The sequence below is a fragment of the Rhizobium sp. R711 genome (assembly GCF_002211365.1).
Taxonomy (GTDB): domain Bacteria; phylum Pseudomonadota; class Alphaproteobacteria; order Rhizobiales; family Rhizobiaceae; genus Rhizobium.
In genome coordinates this window covers 113,050-130,430 of sequence record NZ_LOKZ01000012.1, presented here as the reverse complement: position 1 = coordinate 130,430, position 17,381 = coordinate 113,050, and the positions used below count along the sequence as shown (strand labels likewise).

Below are 17,381 nucleotides of genomic sequence, written 5' to 3'. Positions count from 1 at the left end.
GGGCGAAGGTACTGGGTGCAGACGCTTGGCGATTCGCACGCTCTCACGCATTGAACGGGTACACACATGGCAAGAAGCACATCGCCAGCAATGGATGGCCGGCCGGACCGTTTTTCCCTTTCGGGTTTCATGTTCCGGCAGGCGCAGACCCTTGTTGGCTTCGCGATTTTTCTGCTGCTCGCATTGGCAGTCGCGGCGCTCGCGACGTGGAACGTTGCAGATCCAAGCTATTCCTATGCGACCGGGAACGAACCGACCAATGTTCTGGGCTATGGCGGGGCCGCGTTCGCCGACATCGCGATGCAGTTTTTCGGCCTTGCCAGTGTCGTGGCACTCCTGCCTGTTGTGGCGTGGGCTCTGGCATTGATCTCAGGTCGTCGCATCAGCCGCATCCCGGCGCGCGCTGCCGCGTGGGGGGCGGGTTCTGTGCTTTCCTCCGCCGTTATCGGCTGCTTCCCGCCGCCGCTCACCTGGCCGATCCCCAACGGCATCGGTGGCGTTGTCGGCGATATGATCTTGCGGTTTCCTGCGCTCTTTGTTGGCGCTTATCCGACCGGGGCCTTTGCGACCGCGGTGGGCTGCGTGTTTGCCATCCCGACAGTCTGGATGATGCTGTTTGCTGCCGGTCTCGTCGGCCGTAGCGAGGACGATGAAGACGAGGCCGAGGAGGAATATGCAAACACGCGTTCGAAGCTGCGCTCGGTTGGCGATGAAGACGAGGATGACGATGAAGGTGGCTGGCTTGCCGTCGGCGCGCTGACGCATGCCTGGTACATGAGCCAGGCTCGGATGCGGCGCTTGCTCGGCATGGGCCCCCGCAAACGACGGCAGGACGATTTCGAGTCACCTTACGATTTCAACGATGACGAGTTTGGCAAGCTGAACGAACCGGTGCGCGCAAAGGCGCCAGTCGCGCGCGGAGAGCGCATGGAACCATCGATGGACCCGCGCGCTGCCTCGCAGCGCCGTGTCGTTTCTGCGCCATCCATTTCGCTCAACGATGACGAGGATGACGACGATCTGCCGTTTGACGACATGCCGCCGCGTCCGGCCGATATCCTGCCCGACGACGATGACTGGATGATGCGTGCGCCAGCCAAACCGGCCGACCGCGCCGAGCCGCGCGTCGTGCAGCCTGCCGCCCGGCCGAAGCCCGGCGCGCGCATCGAACGCGAGCAACAGGGCTCCTTCATTCGTCCGGAAGGCTTCCAGCTTCCCTCGATGCACTTGCTGGCGGAACCGAAGAATGTTGTTCGTGATTCGACCCTTTCAGCTGATGCGCTGGAACAGAATGCACGTATGCTCGAGGGCGTGCTTGAGGATTTCGGCGTCAAGGGAGAGATTATCCACGTTCGGCCGGGTCCCGTCGTCACGCTTTATGAATTGGAGCCCGCTCCGGGCATCAAGTCGTCTCGCGTCATCGGCCTTGCCGACGACATTGCCCGTTCGATGAGCGCGATCGCTGCCCGCGTTGCCGTCGTGCCGGGTCGCAACGCGATCGGCATCGAACTGCCGAACTCCACGCGCGAAACGGTCTATCTGCGCGAGCTCATCGCCTCGCGCGACTTCGAAGGTTCGAAGGCAAAGCTTGCCATGGCGCTCGGCAAGACGATTGGCGGTGAGGCTGTGATCGCGGATCTGGCGAAGATGCCGCACTTGCTGGTCGCCGGTACGACCGGGTCCGGTAAGTCGGTCGCCATCAACACCATGATCCTGTCTCTGCTTTATCGCATGACGCCAGAGCAATGCCGTCTGATCATGATCGATCCGAAGATGCTTGAATTGTCGGTCTATGACGGTATTCCGCACCTTCTCTCGCCTGTCGTCACCGATCCCAAGAAGGCCGTCGTTGCGCTCAAGTGGACCGTCCGTGAGATGGAAGAGCGCTACAAGAAAATGTCGAAGATCGGCGTCCGCAACATCGACGGCTTCAACAGTCGCGTCGAGCAGGCGCTCGCCAAGGGCGAGGTGATTTCGCGTACCGTGCAAACGGGCTTCGACCGCCATACCGGCGAGGCGATGTATGAGACGGAAGAGTTTGATCTGCAGCCTATGCCTTACATCGTCGTCATCATCGACGAGATGGCTGACCTCATGATGGTCGCCGGCAAGGACATCGAAGGCGCGGTGCAGCGCCTGGCGCAGATGGCGCGTGCCGCCGGCATTCACGTCATCATGGCTACCCAGCGCCCGTCCGTCGACGTTATCACCGGCACGATCAAGGCAAACTTCCCGACGCGTATTTCCTTCCAGGTCACGTCGAAGATCGACAGTCGCACCATCCTTGGAGAACAAGGCGCCGAACAACTGCTCGGCATGGGCGACATGCTCTATATGGCTGGCGGCGGGCGCATTCAGCGTGTCCATGGCCCGTTCGTTGCAGATATGGAAGTGGAAGAGATCGTTTCCTATCTGAAAACGCAAGGCGCGCCGCAATATCTCGACGCGATCACGGCGGATGATGACGAAGATGGCGACTACGGCGGCGGTCCGGCCGGGACGTCCAATCTCTCAGATTCCGACGATCCGTACGATCAGGCTGTCGCGATCGTTCTGCGTGACGGAAAGGCATCGACGTCGTATATTCAGCGTAGACTTGGCATTGGGTACAACCGCGCCGCATCACTGATCGAGCGGATGGAGCAGGAAGGCATCATCGGTCCCGCCAACCATGCTGGAAAACGCGAGATCCTGGTTCCGACTGACGGTGATATTCTCGACCGCTGAAATGTCAGCAGCAATTGAATGACGCCGGCGTTCACGGAAACCTGATCGCACCGAAACCGTTAGTTTATGCAGGTCTGCGAACTACGCCATGAAGGCGCCGCGTTTCCGCAGCATTCAAATTGCATAAAGGAGACATAGATGAACAACTCCGACTCCATCCTGGACCGCATCTCGCTGACCCGGCGCCATCTGTTGGGTACGCTGGCCGTCGCTGCGGCATCTTCGGTCCCGATTGCTGCCTATGCGCAGGCGGCATCCGCAGCTTCAAGCGCGGCCACCGCGCAGGCGATCGCTGATCACTTCTCAAGTGTCGCCACCATGCAGGGCGAATTCGTTCAATTCGGCCCGCGCGGCGAGCAGACCGGCGGCAAGTTCTATATTCAGCGCCCCGGTAAGCTGCGCTTCAACTATGACAATCCGTCGCCGATCCGTGTCATCGCGGATGGTAAGAATGTCGCCGTCGGAAACATGAAGCTCAAGACCTGGGATCTTTACCCACTGTCGAAGACGCCGCTCAGCCTGCTGCTGGCACAGCATATCGATCTCTCGGCCGGATCAGTCAAAAGTGTGAAGCAGGAATCCGACCTGACAACGATTGCGCTCGGCAACAACACCGTCTTTGGCAACTCGACGATTACGATGATGTTCGATCCGAAGACCTATGATCTCCGCCAGTGGACGATTACCGACAATCAGGGCAAGGACACGTCCGTGATGGTCTTCAACGTCAAGACCGGCGTCCAGTTCGACGACAAGGTGTTCAAGGTGCCCTACGAGGTGATCCCGGGAACGGCCGCTTACCGAGATTGATTTCAGCTGCTTTGCAAGAACAACGCCCTGCGATCTGCGGGGCGTTTTTCTTTTGCGGCATCCGTTCCATCGGCACAGCCTTTGCTCTAAAGCCAGTTCGTCCGGTTTTGAAAGGCAATCGAATGGGCTTCTCGGTTACGACTTGGAATATCAACTCTCTGCGGCTTCGCATGCCGATCGTCGAGCAATTCGTCCTCAAGCATAAGCCTGACATCCTTTGCCTCCAGGAAACGAAAGTTCCGAACGACCTGTTTCCTGCCTCGCCGCTGCGCGCGATGGGCTACGAACACATTATCATCCATGGCCAGAAGGGCTATCACGGCGTTGCCATCGCGTCGCGCTTTCCGTTGGTCGAGGACCACCGCCAGGACTACTGCAACGTCGGCGACGCGCGCCATATCTCGGCCGTCTTCGAACGTGGTGGCCGGCGTATTCGCCTGCATAACTTCTACGTACCTGCCGGCGGAGACGAACCGGATCGGACGATCAATCCGAAGTTCGGGCACAAGCTCGATTTCATCGACGAGATGAAGCAACTCAAGGCAAATGGCGAAGCAAACACCTCGGCAATCCTCGTCGGCGACCTCAACATTGCGCCACTTGAGCATGATGTCTGGTCACACAAGCAGCTGCTCAAGATCGTCAGCCACACGCCTATAGAGACGGATGGTCTTCTCGAAGTGATGCAGCGCGGCGCCTGGCTTGACCTGATGCGGCAGCACGTTCCGGAGAACGAAAAGCTCTATACATGGTGGAGCTATCGCGCCAAGGACTGGGAAGCGGCTGATCGCGGCCGCCGCCTTGACCATATCTGGAGCTCAAAGGACCTTGGACCGCACCTGCAGCGCATCGACATTCTGAAGGAAGCGCGCGGTTGGGAACGGCCGTCCGACCACGTGCCGGTCACGGCGCACTTCAATCTCTGATCCGTCAGACGAAGCGGTGAAGTTGGGCCGCGGCCCTGGCTGCGAGCTCGGCAATGTTGTCGCGGATGCGGCTCTCGATCAGTCGAGCTGCATCCGGATATTCCTCGATCAGCCGATGGAAGAGCGAACGGGTGATGCGGATGATGCTCGTGTCTTCTGTCGCAACGGCCGTGTACTTGCGCTCGACGAGTGTGATCAGCGCAAGTTCGGATAGAAGGGTGCCAGGTCCGGCGGTATTCTGGACTTCTGGCTCGCCATCGCGGCCGATCCGGCTGAGATCCACGCCGCCACTAAGGATGACGTAGGCGCTTTCAGCCGGCGAGCCTTCCCGAAAGAGCATCTGACCGGCGGAAATGACTCGTCGATCTGCGCCGAAGGCGATCAGCCTTAATTGATCCTCCGACATATCGTGGAACAGCGGCAACTGCGACAGCAGTCGGATGTCGTCGTTCAGCGCCATCTTACGGGATGATCTTGTAGCCGCCGTTTTCCGTTACCAGAATTTCGGCGTTGGAGGGATCGCGTTCAATCTTCTGGCGCAAACGATAGACATGGGTTTCGAGCGTGTGCGTCGTCACACCGGAATTATAACCCCATACCTCTTCCAGCAGCACGTCACGAGTGACGACCTTCTGCTCGGCGCGGTAGAGGTAGCGAATGATTGCCGCTTCCTTCTCGGTCAGGCGGATCTTCTGGCCACTGTCCATCGTCAGCAGCTTTTGGCTCGGCTTGAAAACATAGGGGCCGACATTGAAGGTGGCGTCCTCGCTCTGCTCGTGCTGTCGCAGCTGCACGCGGATGCGCGCAAGCAGGACGGCAAAACGGAAGGGCTTGGTGATGTAGTCGTTGGCGCCGGCCTCAAGGCCAAGGATCGTATCCGAATCCGTGTCATGGCCGGTCAGCATGATGATCGGGGCTTTCAAACCACCCTTGCGCAGCAGCTTCACAGCCTCGCGACCGTCCATGTCAGGCAGGCCAACGTCCATGATGAGCAGGTCGATCGGCGTTGATCGTGCGCGCTCGACACCCTTGGCCGCCGTCGTTTCCTGGAGGACCGTGAATTCGTCATAGAGCGAAAGCTGCTCCGTGAGTGTCTCGCGGAGGTCGTCGTCGTCATCCACCAAGAGAATGGTGCGTGCGGTCATGCGGCTCTATCCCTCGCCTGCGGTCCCCCTCTCCTACGCCAATTTTTCAGCATTGGCAAAGATCGGGCGACCGAGCTGTTGTCGTATACGATGCTATATGATTTCAATCGTAATCCTAGCAATCGCAAACACATGTGAGAAAAATGGAGAAAACAAGGCGTCCGAGACCGATAAAGTCGACGACCCTCCTCGTTCGGCCTGCGCCAGGCAAAAAAAGCCGGGCCTTGGTTCAGTTCGGCGCAATTAGAGTGCCTGCCGCGATCGGCCGGGCCGGTCGAACGGTCCGCAAGCGTGAGGGTGATGGAGCTACCCCAATCGCTCCGATGAAGCTGCTTTACGGCTTTCGCCGCGGTGAACGTCCGATGCGTCTCGAGACATCGCTTGCGATTCGTCGCATTCGTACGGATATGCTCTGGTGCGACCAGGCTGAGGATCCGAACTACAATAGACTCGTCAAAGCGCCTTTCCGGCCGAGTCACGAGGAAATGAAGCGCAAGGACGGGCTTTATGACGTCTGTCTCGTCATGGACTGGAACATTACCTCACGAGCCCGCAATCGCGGTTCGGCAATCTTCTTCCATCTGATCAAGCCCGGTTACAAGCCGACCGCGGGATGTGTGGCGGTTCATCCGCGCGACATGCGGCGCCTTCTTCCCTTCCTGCGCAAGGGCACCGTCATACGCGTTCTTTGATGCCATGGGGGTGATAAACCGACCGCGCTGACCTATATGCCTTCTCGACCGGCGCGAGGGCTGAAATGCGCGCAGGGAAATCCGCGAGGCCGCGGGTTCAATCACGCCCCGTCCAATTCTTCAAACTTCCGGAGACATATTGTGGCACAGCAACCCATCATCACTTTCCATGACGGACATTCCATTCCCCAGGTGGGCCTTGGCGTATGGCAAACGCCCCAGGAGATTGCGGCACCGACGGTGCGCGCGGCCATTGCCGCCGGCTATCGTCACATTGATACGGCTTCCGGTTACGACAACGAGGAAGGCGTCGGCGAGGGCATCCGCTCATCCGGTCTCGATCGCAAGGACATTTTCGTCACCACCAAGCTCCGCAACACCGACCAGGGCTATGATGCGACCATGCGCGCCTTCGAGGGCAGCCTGAAGAAGCTCGGCACGGATTATGTCGACCTCTACCTCATCCACTGGCCATCGCCGCACCGCGGTCTGTATCGCGAAACCTGGAAGGCCTTCGTGACGATCAGGGAAGAAGGCCGCGCGCGTTCCATCGGTGTTTCGAACTTCTATCCCGACCATCTGGAACAGATCATCGGCGACACGGGCGTCGTTCCTGTTATCAACCAGATCGAGCTGCATCCGGATTTCCAACAGAGAGCGGCGCAGGAAGCACATAAGAGGCTGAACATCGTCACTGAATCCTGGAGCCCGCTCGGTCAGGGCAAGTTGATCGCCGATGCAACGATTGGCGAGATCGCCAAGAAGCACGGAAAGACGCCTGCGCAGGTCATCGTCCGCTGGCACATCGATAGTGGTCTCGTCGCCATACCGAAGTCGGTGACGCCATCGCGCATCGAGGAGAATTTCAAGGTCTTTGATTTCAAGCTGGATGCGGCCGACATGGCAGCGATTGCCAAGCTCGACGACAAGGGCGCCCGCATGGGACCGGATCCCTACACGGCCAACTTCTGATGTAGACTTCGCTCTCGCTCCTCTCATGCGGGGGAGGGAGAAGCGGCTGTCGTTCAGTCGAGCGAGCGCGGTGTGACGAATCGTTCCAGCGTGCCGCTTTTCGGTTTCAGCTGTTTCCAACGATCAGCATCGAATGCGATGACAGCAAGTGCGGCTGTCGGGAATTTCTGCCTGATGCCAGCACATGCCTCGGGATCGCCTGCGCCGATGAGGCCCTCTGCGAGATCCTGAAAGCCGGGATTGTGCCCTATCAGCATAAGCGTTCGAACCGATGGATCGACCGCCTGCACGACGGCAGCGATTTTCGCCGCGGAGGCTTCGTACAAGTCTTCCGTATCCAGCTTTTCGATCGAAGATGGGAGCTTTTTGGCGACGAGTTTCCACGTCTCCTGTGTGCGGCGAGCGGATGACACCAGCACAAGATCAGGAATAAGCTTTTCGCGCGCGAGATAGCGGCCCATCAGCGGTGCTGCCTTTTCTCCGCGACCCGCAAGCGGACGGTCGTGGTCGGCAACATCTGCCGGCCATGCGGATTTGGCGTGACGAAGAAGGAGAAGGCGTCGTTTTGCGGGCGGCTTCGCTGCGGCGTTCATGTTGCTCTCCAGAGAGCTAAGGTTCGAACGCGGCCATTGTCTCACCGAATGCGTCCGGTGTCTGCTGAGATAGCCTCCCCCTCGTTTCCAAGAGGGAGGCTTACGCGTCTTAGTTCCACTCGCGAATATCGACGAAGTGGCCGGCAATCGCGGCCGCGGCAGCCATGGCCGGGGAGACCAGGTGCGTGCGGCCCTTGAAGCCCTGGCGGCCTTCGAAGTTGCGGTTCGAGGTCGAGGCGCAGCGTTCGCCGGGCTTCAAGCGGTCGTCGTTCATGGCGAGGCACATGGAGCAGCCCGGCTCGCGCCAGTCAAAGCCGGCTGCCTTGAAGATCTTGTCGAGGCCTTCCTGCTCTGCCTGCTCCTTGACCAGGCCGGAGCCCGGAACGATCATGGCGTTGACGGTCGAGGCAACGGTCTTGCCTTCGACAACCTTGGCAACGGCGCGCAGGTCTTCGATGCGGCCGTTGGTGCAGGAGCCGATGAAGACGCGGTCGATGTTGATCTCGGTGATCGGGGTTCCAGGCTTCAGGCCCATGTAATCGAGCGCACGCCACTTGGAAGCACGCTTCGTCTCTTCCTGGATCTCGTCCGGATTCGGAACGACACCCTGAACGGAAATGACGTCCTCCGGCGAAGAGCCCCAGGACACGATCGGCGGCAGTTCAGCGGCGTTGAGCTTCACAACGCGGTCGAAATGGGCACCCTCGTCCGACTTCAGGGTCTTCCAGTAAGCGATCGCCTGCTCCAGCGCCTCGCCCTTCGGCGCGCGCGGCTTGCCCTTGATGTATTCGAAGGTGATCTCGTCAGGGGCGATCAGGCCTGCGCGGGCGCCGCCTTCGATCGACATGTTGCAGATCGTCATGCGGCCTTCCATCGACAGCGCGCGAATGGCTTCGCCGGCATATTCGATGACGTAGCCGGTGCCGCCGGCGGTGCCGATTTCTCCGATGATGGCGAGAACGATGTCCTTGGCGGTGACGCCAGCCGGCAGCTGACCATCGACCTGCACCAGCATGTTCTTCGCCTTCTTCTGGATCAGCGTCTGGGTCGCGAGCACGTGCTCGACCTCAGAGGTACCGATGCCGTGCGCGAGCGAGCCGAAGGCGCCATGCGTCGACGTGTGGCTGTCGCCGCAGACGATCGTCATGCCAGGCAGGGTAAAGCCCTGCTCCGGTCCGATGATGTGGACGATGCCCTGGCGCTTGTCGTTCTCGGAATAATACTCGACACCGAATTCGGCGGCGTTGATGGCGAGCTGCTCGACCTGGATCCGGCTTTCCTCGTTCTTGATGCCGAGATGACGATCAGGCGAAGTCGGGACGTTGTGATCGACGACGGCGAGGGTCTTTTCAGGCGCGCGGACCTTGCGGCCGGTCATGCGCAGGCCTTCGAAGGCCTGCGGCGAGGTGACTTCATGGACCAGGTGGCGGTCGATGTAGAGAAGACAGGTGCCGTCGTCCTGCTGATCGACCAGATGGTCGTCCCAGATCTTGTCGTAAAGGGTACGCGGTGCGCTCATGGCGTTAGGTCCGTTCTTGGATGCGTATGGAGAAATGGAGCTGGTGGCGGTGAGGCCCGCCGGCCGTCATTCGATCAACGAAGTCGGCTGTTGAGTGCACCGGAAACGGTCGCAAAGAAGCGTGCCGGCAGGCGGTAATGATCCTGCAGCACGAAAATATGCGCCCCAATGCAACTGAACTTGGATTCCATGGGCTGTCACATACCAATTTTTCACGACGGCGGCAATTCGAATCATTCGGACGCTAGCGTCGGTCTTTCCCGCGCATCCGTTTCTCCACTTGCCTCAGCGCAAGCGACAGACCGATCGTCAGGATGAGATAGATGTAGGTGACGATGGAGTAGGTTTCAAAGAAGCGAAACGAGCCGGAGGCATAGACCTTGCCCATCTGTGTGATGTCCGAGACGCCGAGGACGGAGACAAGCGAACTGTCCTTGACCATCGCCACGAAATCGTTCGACAGCGGCGGGAAGATCACCCTGATCGCCTGCGGAAAGACGACGAACCGAAACCGGTGGTAGCGCGAAAGACCGAGCGCCTTAGCCGCCTCGATCTGACCGTGATCGACAGACTGTATGCCGGCGCGGAAAACTTCGGCGATGAAGGAGGAATAACCGATCATCAGTGCGATGATCGCCCGCCACATCAGCGAGAAGTCGCGCACCATCACCGGTTCGCTCAAGCCGGCCTGGACCAGCGGGCTGGTCAGGAAGTTATAGGCCGCGACGATGCCGGGGGCGCCGACGAAGGCGACATAGAATAGCAGCACCAGCATCGGCACGCCGCGGATGACTTCGACGTAGAAACGAGAGATCTGGCGGAGCACGACGCTGTCGGATAGTCCGAGCAGCGCGATGCCGAGGCCGAGAAGGGTCGCCAACGCAAATCCCACCAGCGTCACGAAGATGGTGACGCCGACGCCGTTGAAGACGGTGCGGAAGACCTGCGCATAGATGTCGTTGGTGACAATGACGACGGCAAGGACGATGCCGATCGCGACAAGGGCGACCAGCCACCAGGGGTAGTCGCCCTTACTATGCCCACCTGGGGCCGGCTGAGAAGCCATCACGCGCTAACCGAAGACAGGATCATTCGCCCATCTTGTAGTCGAGGAACCACTTCTTGTTCAGCGCGTCGAAGGTGCCGTCGGCCTTCAGGCTCGCGATCGCGGCATTGACTGGGGCGACGAGATCGGAGCCCTTCGGGAAGATGAAACCGAAATCTTCCGTACCGAGCGGGCCGCCAATGACCTTCAGGCCGCCGCTGGACGCGTCGACATAGCCCTTGGCAGCGACGCTGTCCGTCAGCACGACATCAACGTCACCCGCCTTGAGGGCCTGAACGGTGGCGCCGAAGGTTTCGAAGAGCTTGATACGCGGGTTCTGTTCGTTGCCGTCAAGAATCTCGTACACGGCCGTGTAGAAAGGTGACGTGCCCGGCTGGGCACCGACGAGGCCTTCATTGAAGGCACCAAAGGTCTTGGCATCGGTAAAGCGTTTCTCATCTCCGCGCACCAGCATGAACTGCTGCGAGCGCATGTAGGGATCGGAGAAATCAACCTTGGCCTTGCGATCATCCTTGATGGTGATGCCGGTCATGCCGATGTTGTACTGGTTGTCGGAGACCGCCTGGATCATCGCGTCCCAGCTGGTGTTCTGGTACTCGACCTTGAAATTCAGCCGCTTGGCGATCTCGTTCATCGCATCATATTCCCAGCCAATCGCCTTGCCCGACTTCGGATCAACGAACTGCAGCGGCGGATAGGCATTCTCGGTGACGACGACCACCGACTTGCCGTTGAGGTCTGGAAGGTCGGCGGCAAGGGCGGCCAACGGCGACAGGATGAGGGCGGTCAGTCCAGCAAGGACGGCGCGGCGGAACGGCATTAAGTATCTCCCCGAAATATAGCTCGCGAAACTGTCACAGTTGCAAAGCGGATAGCAAGAGAATTGCTTGATAGCTGTGCGCAAAAACGGGAAAGGCGGTTCAAAAACTGTGGCTTTGATGGAAGGAATTTCGCAGAAATCGGTGTGATGGGTGCCTAGGTGGGTTGTGGGCTGGCGCAGGCTCCCGGATCCCAACGATTAATTTACGGGGCAACTGTAATTGCCTCGGATCAGGGTCGTCATCAAGTCGTCGCCTGTCGCATCGCGCACACCTGGATTCTGCTGTAGAAACGTACAGAGCATGTCGCCGATCACTTCGGGTTTCGTTCCGGCTGGCACGCAGAAGTTCACGCCGAAAGAGTTAGCGAGGAAAGCAGAGTTCACCAGTGCTTTTGAACTCTGAATGCTATCGGCGATATTACGGCGTGCGAGGTATTCGTCTCTGTTCCACTTATCCAGCCAGCCCGTGACGTAGCCCATCACGAACTGCCGCGAACCATAACAATCGGCAAAAAGCAGCTCGCCGGTTGAGAATCCTGCGGTCGCTTTCGTCGAGACGGTTGCCAGCAAAGTTGCAATGAGAATGCCTGATATTTGACCTCCAGCGGGTTCGCTAAGCGAACTTTCAAGGCGAAAGTGTCAGAAATTGGCTTGACGCGCTATTTCTTCAGCGCAACCAGAGGGGGAGAATTGGGCGCTGGCTTACCGTATCTCCCGAGTGTGGTTCAATGCGATTTGAGTTTCGATGACGAGCACTCGACAATGAGCACAACGGAAACCAGTTTTCCCCGTCGTGAATTCACGCGAGCCAGAGGCCCCGTCTACTTCGCGCTATTTGGGGGTGGTGTCATATCTCTGTATTTGATTGCAAAGGGCGCGGCGGCCATCTCGGGCTCTTGGTTTGGCCTGGTCGCCGGTATTCTCGCGGCAGCGGCACTCCTCGCCAGTTACGTCACCGGTGCTCTCAAGCTTTTGTCGCGAGTAGATTTCAGCAAGGTCACGTTAGCCATGGATCATGAGGGAATTCATGTCGCGCACCAAGCTGAGACAAGCATTCCTTGGACATCGATTGCTAAGATCAGATACTACGAAGTAGGGCGGTTCAAGCAGAGAAAAATCATCCTGATCGAGAGGTTGGATATGGGCAAAAGTGAGGTCCGTATTGATGCGGACTTCCTCAACTGTGGCAGCCCGCGCGACCTATACGAGACCATGAAGCGCTATCGTCGTTATTTCGCACCGATGAGCGAAAGTGACGATAATGGCAATGCGCTAGTCTATGGGTCATCGTCATGGACAGGGTTGGATGACGATTGACTGGATTTGAAGGCGAACGCCGCCAGCGGCGAAAGGCACAGTCGGCGCGCAACAAAAAAGGCGACCCGAAGGTCGCCTTTCCGACAATCCCTGAGGATTGAAACTTATTCTGCTGCCGGCTCTGCCGCTGCTGCAGCTTCTGCTGCTGCCTTGGCTTCTGCGGCTTCCTGTGCTGCCTTTTCGGCTGCGAGCGCCTGAGCTGCTGCAACCTTTTCGGCTTCCAGGCGTGCCTTTTCCTCGGCAACGGCCTGACGTTCAGCGTCGTTGAGCTTGCGGGCGCGGGTGCCGGTGTTTTCGACGATACGAGCCGACTTGCCGCGACGATCGCGCAGGTAGTAAAGCTTCGCGCGACGGACCTTACCGCGGCGTACGACTTCTACGCTTTCGATAGCCGGGGAGCAGACCGGGAATACGCGCTCGACGCCTTCGCCGTAGGAGATCTTGCGAACCGTGAAGTTCTCCTGCAGGCCGCCGCCGGAGCGAGCGATGCAGACGCCTTCGTAGGCCTGTACGCGGGTACGGTTGCCTTCCTTGACGCGGACGTTCACGCGAACGGTGTCGCCCGGGGAGAATTCCGGGAGCGTACGCTGGGCTTCGATCTTGGCGACCTGTTCGGCCTCAAGCTGCTGAATGATGTTCATGACTCAACCTCTTTGTTGGTTCAACAGCCAGAGCGCTCTGAACGATCTATCCTTGGTCGAGCCGCAGATATTTGCCGGTGAGGGCAGGAGCGAATTCGTCTGTTTTTCTTTACGTGGTTGATGGGAGTTTTCCCATTCCGGGCGTGCGCATAGCGTATTGCGCAGGCTTTGTCACCCCTTCGGCCCGGAAATTTTGTCTGCCCGACCGTTAATTGTGGATGCCTGGCCGCCGGTCATCTCTCATTTGTCCAGCAGGTCCGGGCGTCGTTCGCGGGTCAGCTGCAGTGCCTGCTCGCGGCGCCATTTGTCGATCGCGCCGTGATTGCCCGATGTGAGGACCGCCGGAATCTCGCGGCCCTCCCATTCCTGCGGCCGGGTATAGTGCGGATGCTCGAGCAGGCCGCCCTCGAAGCTCTCGTGCAGTCCGGAAAGATCATTGCCCATGACGCCCGGCAGAACACGGACGATTGCATCCAGTACGGTCAGTGCTGCCGGTTCGCCTCCCGACAGCACGTAGTCCCCGATTGAGACCTCTTCCAACTCGCGCGCATCGATCACTCGCTGATCGACGCCCTCGAAGCGACCGCAAACGATGATGACCCCTTTGCCGGACGCGAGTTCGCGCACGCGCTCCTGCGTCAGCGGCTTGCCGCGCGGGCTCATCAGCAGTCGAGGACGGCTGTCGTTCTCGGAGGCGCTGTCGATGGCGCGGGCGAGAACATCGGGCTTGAGCACCATGCCGGCGCCGCCGCCGGCGGGCGTGTCATCGACGGTCCGGTGCTTGTCGGTGGCGAAATCACGGATCTGCAGGGTATCGAGCGACCATTGGCCACGCTCCATCGCCTTGCCGGCGAGGGAATAGCCGAGATGGCCCGGAAACATTTCCGGGTAGAGGGTTAGCACGGTCGCGCGAAACGCCATCGACGGCCTCACTTCTTCTTTTTCGGCTTGTCGGGCGTGAAGTTCGGTCCGTCATCCTCGCTGTCGACGAGGCCGGCAGCCAGCGGATCGATTGTGATCCTGCCGCTTTCAAGGTCGATATCGAGAACCGAGGTTTCGGAGAAGGGGATCAGGACCGGGCGCTTGCCGGGACCTTTCAGCTCCAGGAGATCGCCGGCGCCGAAATCGAAAACGCCGGTCACCATGCCGTAGCTGATGCCCTGATCGTCGAGCGCTTCCAGGCCCTCCAGATCGGCGTAGAAGAATTCGTCTTCCTCTAGTTCCTCATCCGGCAAGTTCTCACGCTCGATGTAGAGCTCCAGTCCGTTCAGCGCCTCGGCGGCATTGCGATCGTTGATGCCGCGGAAGCGGACGACGACAACGTTCTTCATCTCCCGGATATCGAGAATCTCGAAGGTGCGGCCGTCCATGCTGTGCAGGTTGCCGTAGTCGCCGAGGGCCGTCGGGTCAGCGGTGTAGGCCTTGGCGCGCACTTCGCCGCGCAGCCCCTGGGCGCCACCGATCGTTGCCATCAGAACCGGATTTTCAAGCTTTGCCATGACGTCCTTCACATGAAGCCGCAAATCTGGGCTTCTCTTAAACGAAGTGCGGTGGAATGGAAACGAAAACGGGCGGCATGTCGCCATGCCGCCCGTTCGATAAGGGAAAGTCCCCGATTATTCTGCGGAAGCAGCAGCTTCGGCAGCGTCGGCGGCCTTCTGAGCCTTTTCAGCAGCGCGCTCCTGAGCCTTCTTGCCCGGCTTTGCCTTTTCCGGGTTGTTCTTGGCGTCACGCTTTGCGAGGCCAGCTTCGTTGAGGAAGCGCAGAACGCGGTCGGTCGGCTGTGCGCCCTGTTCAAGCCAGTGCTTGATGCGGTCGTTGTTCAGCGTAATGCGCGCGTCGTTGTCCTTGGCGAGCATCGGGTTCCAGGAACCGAGGTTCTCGAGGAAGCGGCCATCGCGCGGCGAACGGGCGTCGGCGAGAACGATGTGGTAGTACGGGCGCTTCTTGGAACCACCGCGTGCGAGACGAATTTTCAGTGCCATTTTCTTTACTCCTTGGACTTTTCTGGACCGCCTGATCCGGCGGTACGGTTCATTTTGCTGCGGCGCCGTTTTCGGCGTGGTCGGCAGCGATCTGCTCATGATGCCGGATGACTTCCTTGATGATGAAGTTCAGGAACTTCTCGGCGAAATCCGGATCCAGATTGGCATCCTTCGCCAGGTGGCGGAGGCGTTCGATCTGGTATTCTTCGCGCGCCGGGTCGGCCGGCGGCAACTTGTACTTGGCCTTTAGAACGCCGACCTCTTTGGTGCAGCGGAACCGTTCGGCCAGGATGTGGACCAGCGCCGCATCGATGTTGTCGATCGACTGGCGATAGTTCGAAAGCTGGGCTTTGATTTCAGGATCAATCATCGTTCACGCGACCCTTCACTTCTTCTTGGGCAAGCCGGGAAGCCCCGGGAAACCACCACCAAGGCCCGGCAGCTTTGCGCTGCCGAGACCCGGCAAACCACCGGACATGCCGCCAAGACCAGGTAGGCCACCGCCCGGCTTTCCGAGACCAGCAGCTTCAGCCTGCTTTTGGAGCGCTTCGAGCTGTTTGGGGTCGATATTCGAAAGATCGGGCATGCCGCCGCCGAGGCCACCAAGGCCCATCTTGCCGGCAAGGCCGCCCATCATCTGCTTCATCAGGCCGCCCTTGCCCTTGCCGCCCATCATCTTCATCATGTCCGCCATCTGGCGATGCATCTTCAGAAGCTTGTTGATGTCGGCGGCATCGGTGCCGGAGCCGGCGGCGATACGCTTCTTGCGGGAGTGCTTGAGAATATCGGGGTTGGCGCGCTCGGCCTTGGTCATCGAGGAGATGATAGCGAGCTGGCGGCCGAACAGACTGTCGTTCAGACCAGCGGAAGCCATCTTGTCCTTCATGCCGGCCATGCCGGGCATCATGCTCATGATGCCGCCCATGCCGCCCATCTTCTGCATCTGGCGCAGCTGGTCGGCGAGGTCGTTCAGGTCAAACTTGCCCTTGGCCATCTTGGCGGCCATGGCAGCCGCCTTCTCGGCGTCGATGTTTTCGGCGGCGCGCTCGACCAGCGAAACGATGTCGCCCATGCCGAGAATGCGGTCAGCAATACGGCGGGGATGGAACTCCTCGAGCTCGCCCATGCGCTCGCCGACACCGATGAGCTTGATCGGCTTGCCGGTTACGGCTCGCATCGAGAGCGCCGCACCGCCACGGCCGTCGCCGTCCATGCGGGTCAGCACGAGGCCGGTGATGCCGACGCGTTCATCGAAGTTGCGGGCCAGATTGACGGCGTCCTGACCAGTCAGCGAGTCCGCGACCAGCAGGATTTCGTGCGGGTTCGACTTCTTCTTGATGTCGGCCATTTCGACCATCAAGGGTTCGTCGATATGCGTGCGGCCGGCGGTGTCGAGGATGACGACGTCATGGCCGCCGAGCTTGGCGGCCTGCACGGCGCGCGCGGCGATATCGGTCGGCGACTGGCCTGCAATCACGGGCAGCGTGTCGACATTGGTCTGCACACCGAGCTGGCGCAGCTGCTCCTGGGCGGCCGGACGTCGCGTATCGAGCGACGCCATCAGCACCTTCTTCCTTTCACGATCGGTGAGACGCTTTGCGATCTTCGCCGTCGTGGTCGTCTTACCTGAGCCCTGCAGACCGACCATCATGATAACGACGGGGGCTACCGCATGCAGATCGACACCGACACCTTCGCCGCCGAGCATCTCGATCAGCTCGTCATGGACGATCTTGACGACCATCTGGCCGGGCTTGATCGACTTCAGGATTTCCGCACCGACGGCCTTTTCGCGGACGCGATCGGTGAAGGAGCGCACGACATCGAGCGCCACGTCTGCTTCAAGCAACGCACGGCGCACCTCGCGCAGCGCTGCGGAAACATCGCTTTCCGAAAGCGCGCCACGGCCTGTCAGTCCATTCAGAATGGATCCAAGACGGTCCTGGAGGTTTTCAAACATCGGCTCTTCCTTGTGATTTCCGGGATGGCGGAAACCTTGTGCTTTTCCTTGACGAAAACAAGACGCAAAGCCAAAAAGCACCCGAGGGCGCATCGCGCTGTCGGGTGTGGACCTCCGGGATCTTTTTATACCTTTGCGGGTCCCGGTCGGTGGCTCGAGTCTTGAAGCTCGTCGCAGATTGAGCGGCGGTAAACAGGAAAACGGGCCG

Annotated in this window: 19 protein-coding genes; 6 read left to right on the top strand and 13 right to left on the bottom strand. The window is 59.7% G+C overall.

The annotated features are described in order from the left end of the window. Positions 1-66 precede the first annotated feature (66 nt). From ATY80_RS14075 to ATY80_RS14065, 3 genes are all read left to right on the top strand, one after another. Positions 67-2,727 (top strand): DNA translocase FtsK, encoded by a 2,661-nt coding sequence (locus ATY80_RS14075; RefSeq protein WP_088693019.1) that lies wholly within the window; start codon positions 67-69, stop codon positions 2,725-2,727. Positions 2,728-2,865: 138 nt separating this feature from the next. After that, positions 2,866-3,537 (top strand): outer membrane lipoprotein carrier protein LolA, encoded by a 672-nt coding sequence (locus ATY80_RS14070; RefSeq protein WP_088693018.1) that lies wholly within the window; start codon positions 2,866-2,868, stop codon positions 3,535-3,537. A 122-nt stretch (positions 3,538-3,659) separates the two neighbouring features. Next, positions 3,660-4,463, top strand: a complete 804-nt coding sequence (locus ATY80_RS14065; RefSeq protein WP_088693017.1) for an exodeoxyribonuclease III — start codon at positions 3,660-3,662, stop codon at positions 4,461-4,463. Positions 4,464-4,467: 4 nt separating this feature from the next. On the opposite strand, the gene ATY80_RS14060 is transcribed toward ATY80_RS14065, so the two are convergent. Next, positions 4,468-4,923, bottom strand: a complete 456-nt coding sequence (locus ATY80_RS14060; RefSeq protein WP_088693016.1) for a cyclic nucleotide-binding domain-containing protein — start codon at positions 4,921-4,923, stop codon at positions 4,468-4,470. A 1-nt stretch (position 4,924) separates the two neighbouring features. After that, positions 4,925-5,608 (bottom strand): response regulator transcription factor, encoded by a 684-nt coding sequence (locus tag ATY80_RS14055; protein ID WP_007528266.1) that lies wholly within the window; start codon positions 5,606-5,608, stop codon positions 4,925-4,927. Between the two features lie 170 nt (positions 5,609-5,778). Here ATY80_RS14055 and ATY80_RS14050 point away from each other — a divergent pair, with 170 nt between their 5' ends. Both ATY80_RS14050 and ATY80_RS14045 read left to right on the top strand, forming a co-directional pair. Beyond that, positions 5,779-6,300: a L,D-transpeptidase family protein gene (locus ATY80_RS14050; protein WP_088693233.1), complete on the top strand. Its 522-nt coding sequence runs from the start codon at positions 5,779-5,781 to the stop codon at positions 6,298-6,300. 141 nt (positions 6,301-6,441) lie between these two features. Then, positions 6,442-7,272 carry an aldo/keto reductase gene (locus ATY80_RS14045; protein WP_088693015.1) on the top strand — a complete coding sequence of 277 codons (831 nt, stop codon included), beginning with the start codon at positions 6,442-6,444 and terminating at the stop codon, positions 7,270-7,272. 53 nt (positions 7,273-7,325) lie between these two features. Here ATY80_RS14045 and ATY80_RS14040 read toward each other — a convergent pair whose 3' ends face one another. From ATY80_RS14040 to ATY80_RS14015, 5 genes are all read right to left on the bottom strand, one after another. Next, positions 7,326-7,865 (bottom strand): histidine phosphatase family protein, encoded by a 540-nt coding sequence (locus ATY80_RS14040; RefSeq protein WP_088693014.1) that lies wholly within the window; start codon positions 7,863-7,865, stop codon positions 7,326-7,328. Positions 7,866-7,974: 109 nt separating this feature from the next. After that, positions 7,975-9,384, bottom strand: coding sequence for a 3-isopropylmalate dehydratase large subunit (gene leuC, locus ATY80_RS14035; RefSeq protein ID WP_088693013.1), 1,410 nt, complete (start codon positions 9,382-9,384; stop codon positions 7,975-7,977). A 244-nt stretch (positions 9,385-9,628) separates the two neighbouring features. Beyond that, a complete protein-coding gene (locus ATY80_RS14025; protein ID WP_088693012.1) occupies positions 9,629-10,450 on the bottom strand; it encodes an amino acid ABC transporter permease in 822 nt (273 codons plus the stop codon). 22 nt (positions 10,451-10,472) lie between these two features. Beyond that, a complete protein-coding gene (locus ATY80_RS14020; RefSeq protein ID WP_088693011.1) occupies positions 10,473-11,270 on the bottom strand; it encodes a transporter substrate-binding domain-containing protein in 798 nt (265 codons plus the stop codon). 198 nt (positions 11,271-11,468) lie between these two features. After that, positions 11,469-11,864 (bottom strand): hypothetical protein, encoded by a 396-nt coding sequence (locus ATY80_RS14015; RefSeq protein ID WP_088693010.1) that lies wholly within the window; start codon positions 11,862-11,864, stop codon positions 11,469-11,471. Between the two features lie 168 nt (positions 11,865-12,032). Between ATY80_RS14015 and ATY80_RS14010 the strand changes: the two genes are divergently transcribed. Next, on the top strand, positions 12,033-12,587 hold the full coding sequence (locus ATY80_RS14010) for a hypothetical protein (protein WP_141105560.1): 555 nt from the start codon (positions 12,033-12,035) through the stop codon (positions 12,585-12,587). Positions 12,588-12,691: 104 nt separating this feature from the next. Here ATY80_RS14010 and rplS read toward each other — a convergent pair whose 3' ends face one another. The 6 genes from rplS to ffh form a co-directional block, all read right to left on the bottom strand. Then, a complete protein-coding gene (gene rplS, locus ATY80_RS14005; RefSeq protein WP_018855826.1) occupies positions 12,692-13,228 on the bottom strand; it encodes a 50S ribosomal protein L19 in 537 nt (178 codons plus the stop codon). Between the two features lie 240 nt (positions 13,229-13,468). Next, positions 13,469-14,149, bottom strand: a complete 681-nt coding sequence (trmD, locus tag ATY80_RS14000; RefSeq protein ID WP_088693008.1) for a tRNA (guanosine(37)-N1)-methyltransferase TrmD — start codon at positions 14,147-14,149, stop codon at positions 13,469-13,471. 8 nt (positions 14,150-14,157) lie between these two features. Then, positions 14,158-14,727 (bottom strand): ribosome maturation factor RimM, encoded by a 570-nt coding sequence (gene rimM, locus ATY80_RS13995; protein WP_088693007.1) that lies wholly within the window; start codon positions 14,725-14,727, stop codon positions 14,158-14,160. Between the two features lie 117 nt (positions 14,728-14,844). Next, positions 14,845-15,213: a 30S ribosomal protein S16 gene (gene rpsP, locus ATY80_RS13990; RefSeq protein ID WP_088693006.1), complete on the bottom strand. Its 369-nt coding sequence runs from the start codon at positions 15,211-15,213 to the stop codon at positions 14,845-14,847. 49 nt (positions 15,214-15,262) lie between these two features. Continuing rightward, positions 15,263-15,583, bottom strand: coding sequence for a chorismate mutase (locus tag ATY80_RS13985; RefSeq protein ID WP_016556656.1), 321 nt, complete (start codon positions 15,581-15,583; stop codon positions 15,263-15,265). 15 nt (positions 15,584-15,598) lie between these two features. Next, positions 15,599-17,173: a signal recognition particle protein gene (gene ffh / locus ATY80_RS13980; protein ID WP_088693005.1), complete on the bottom strand. Its 1,575-nt coding sequence runs from the start codon at positions 17,171-17,173 to the stop codon at positions 15,599-15,601. Positions 17,174-17,381: the final 208 nt, after the last annotated feature.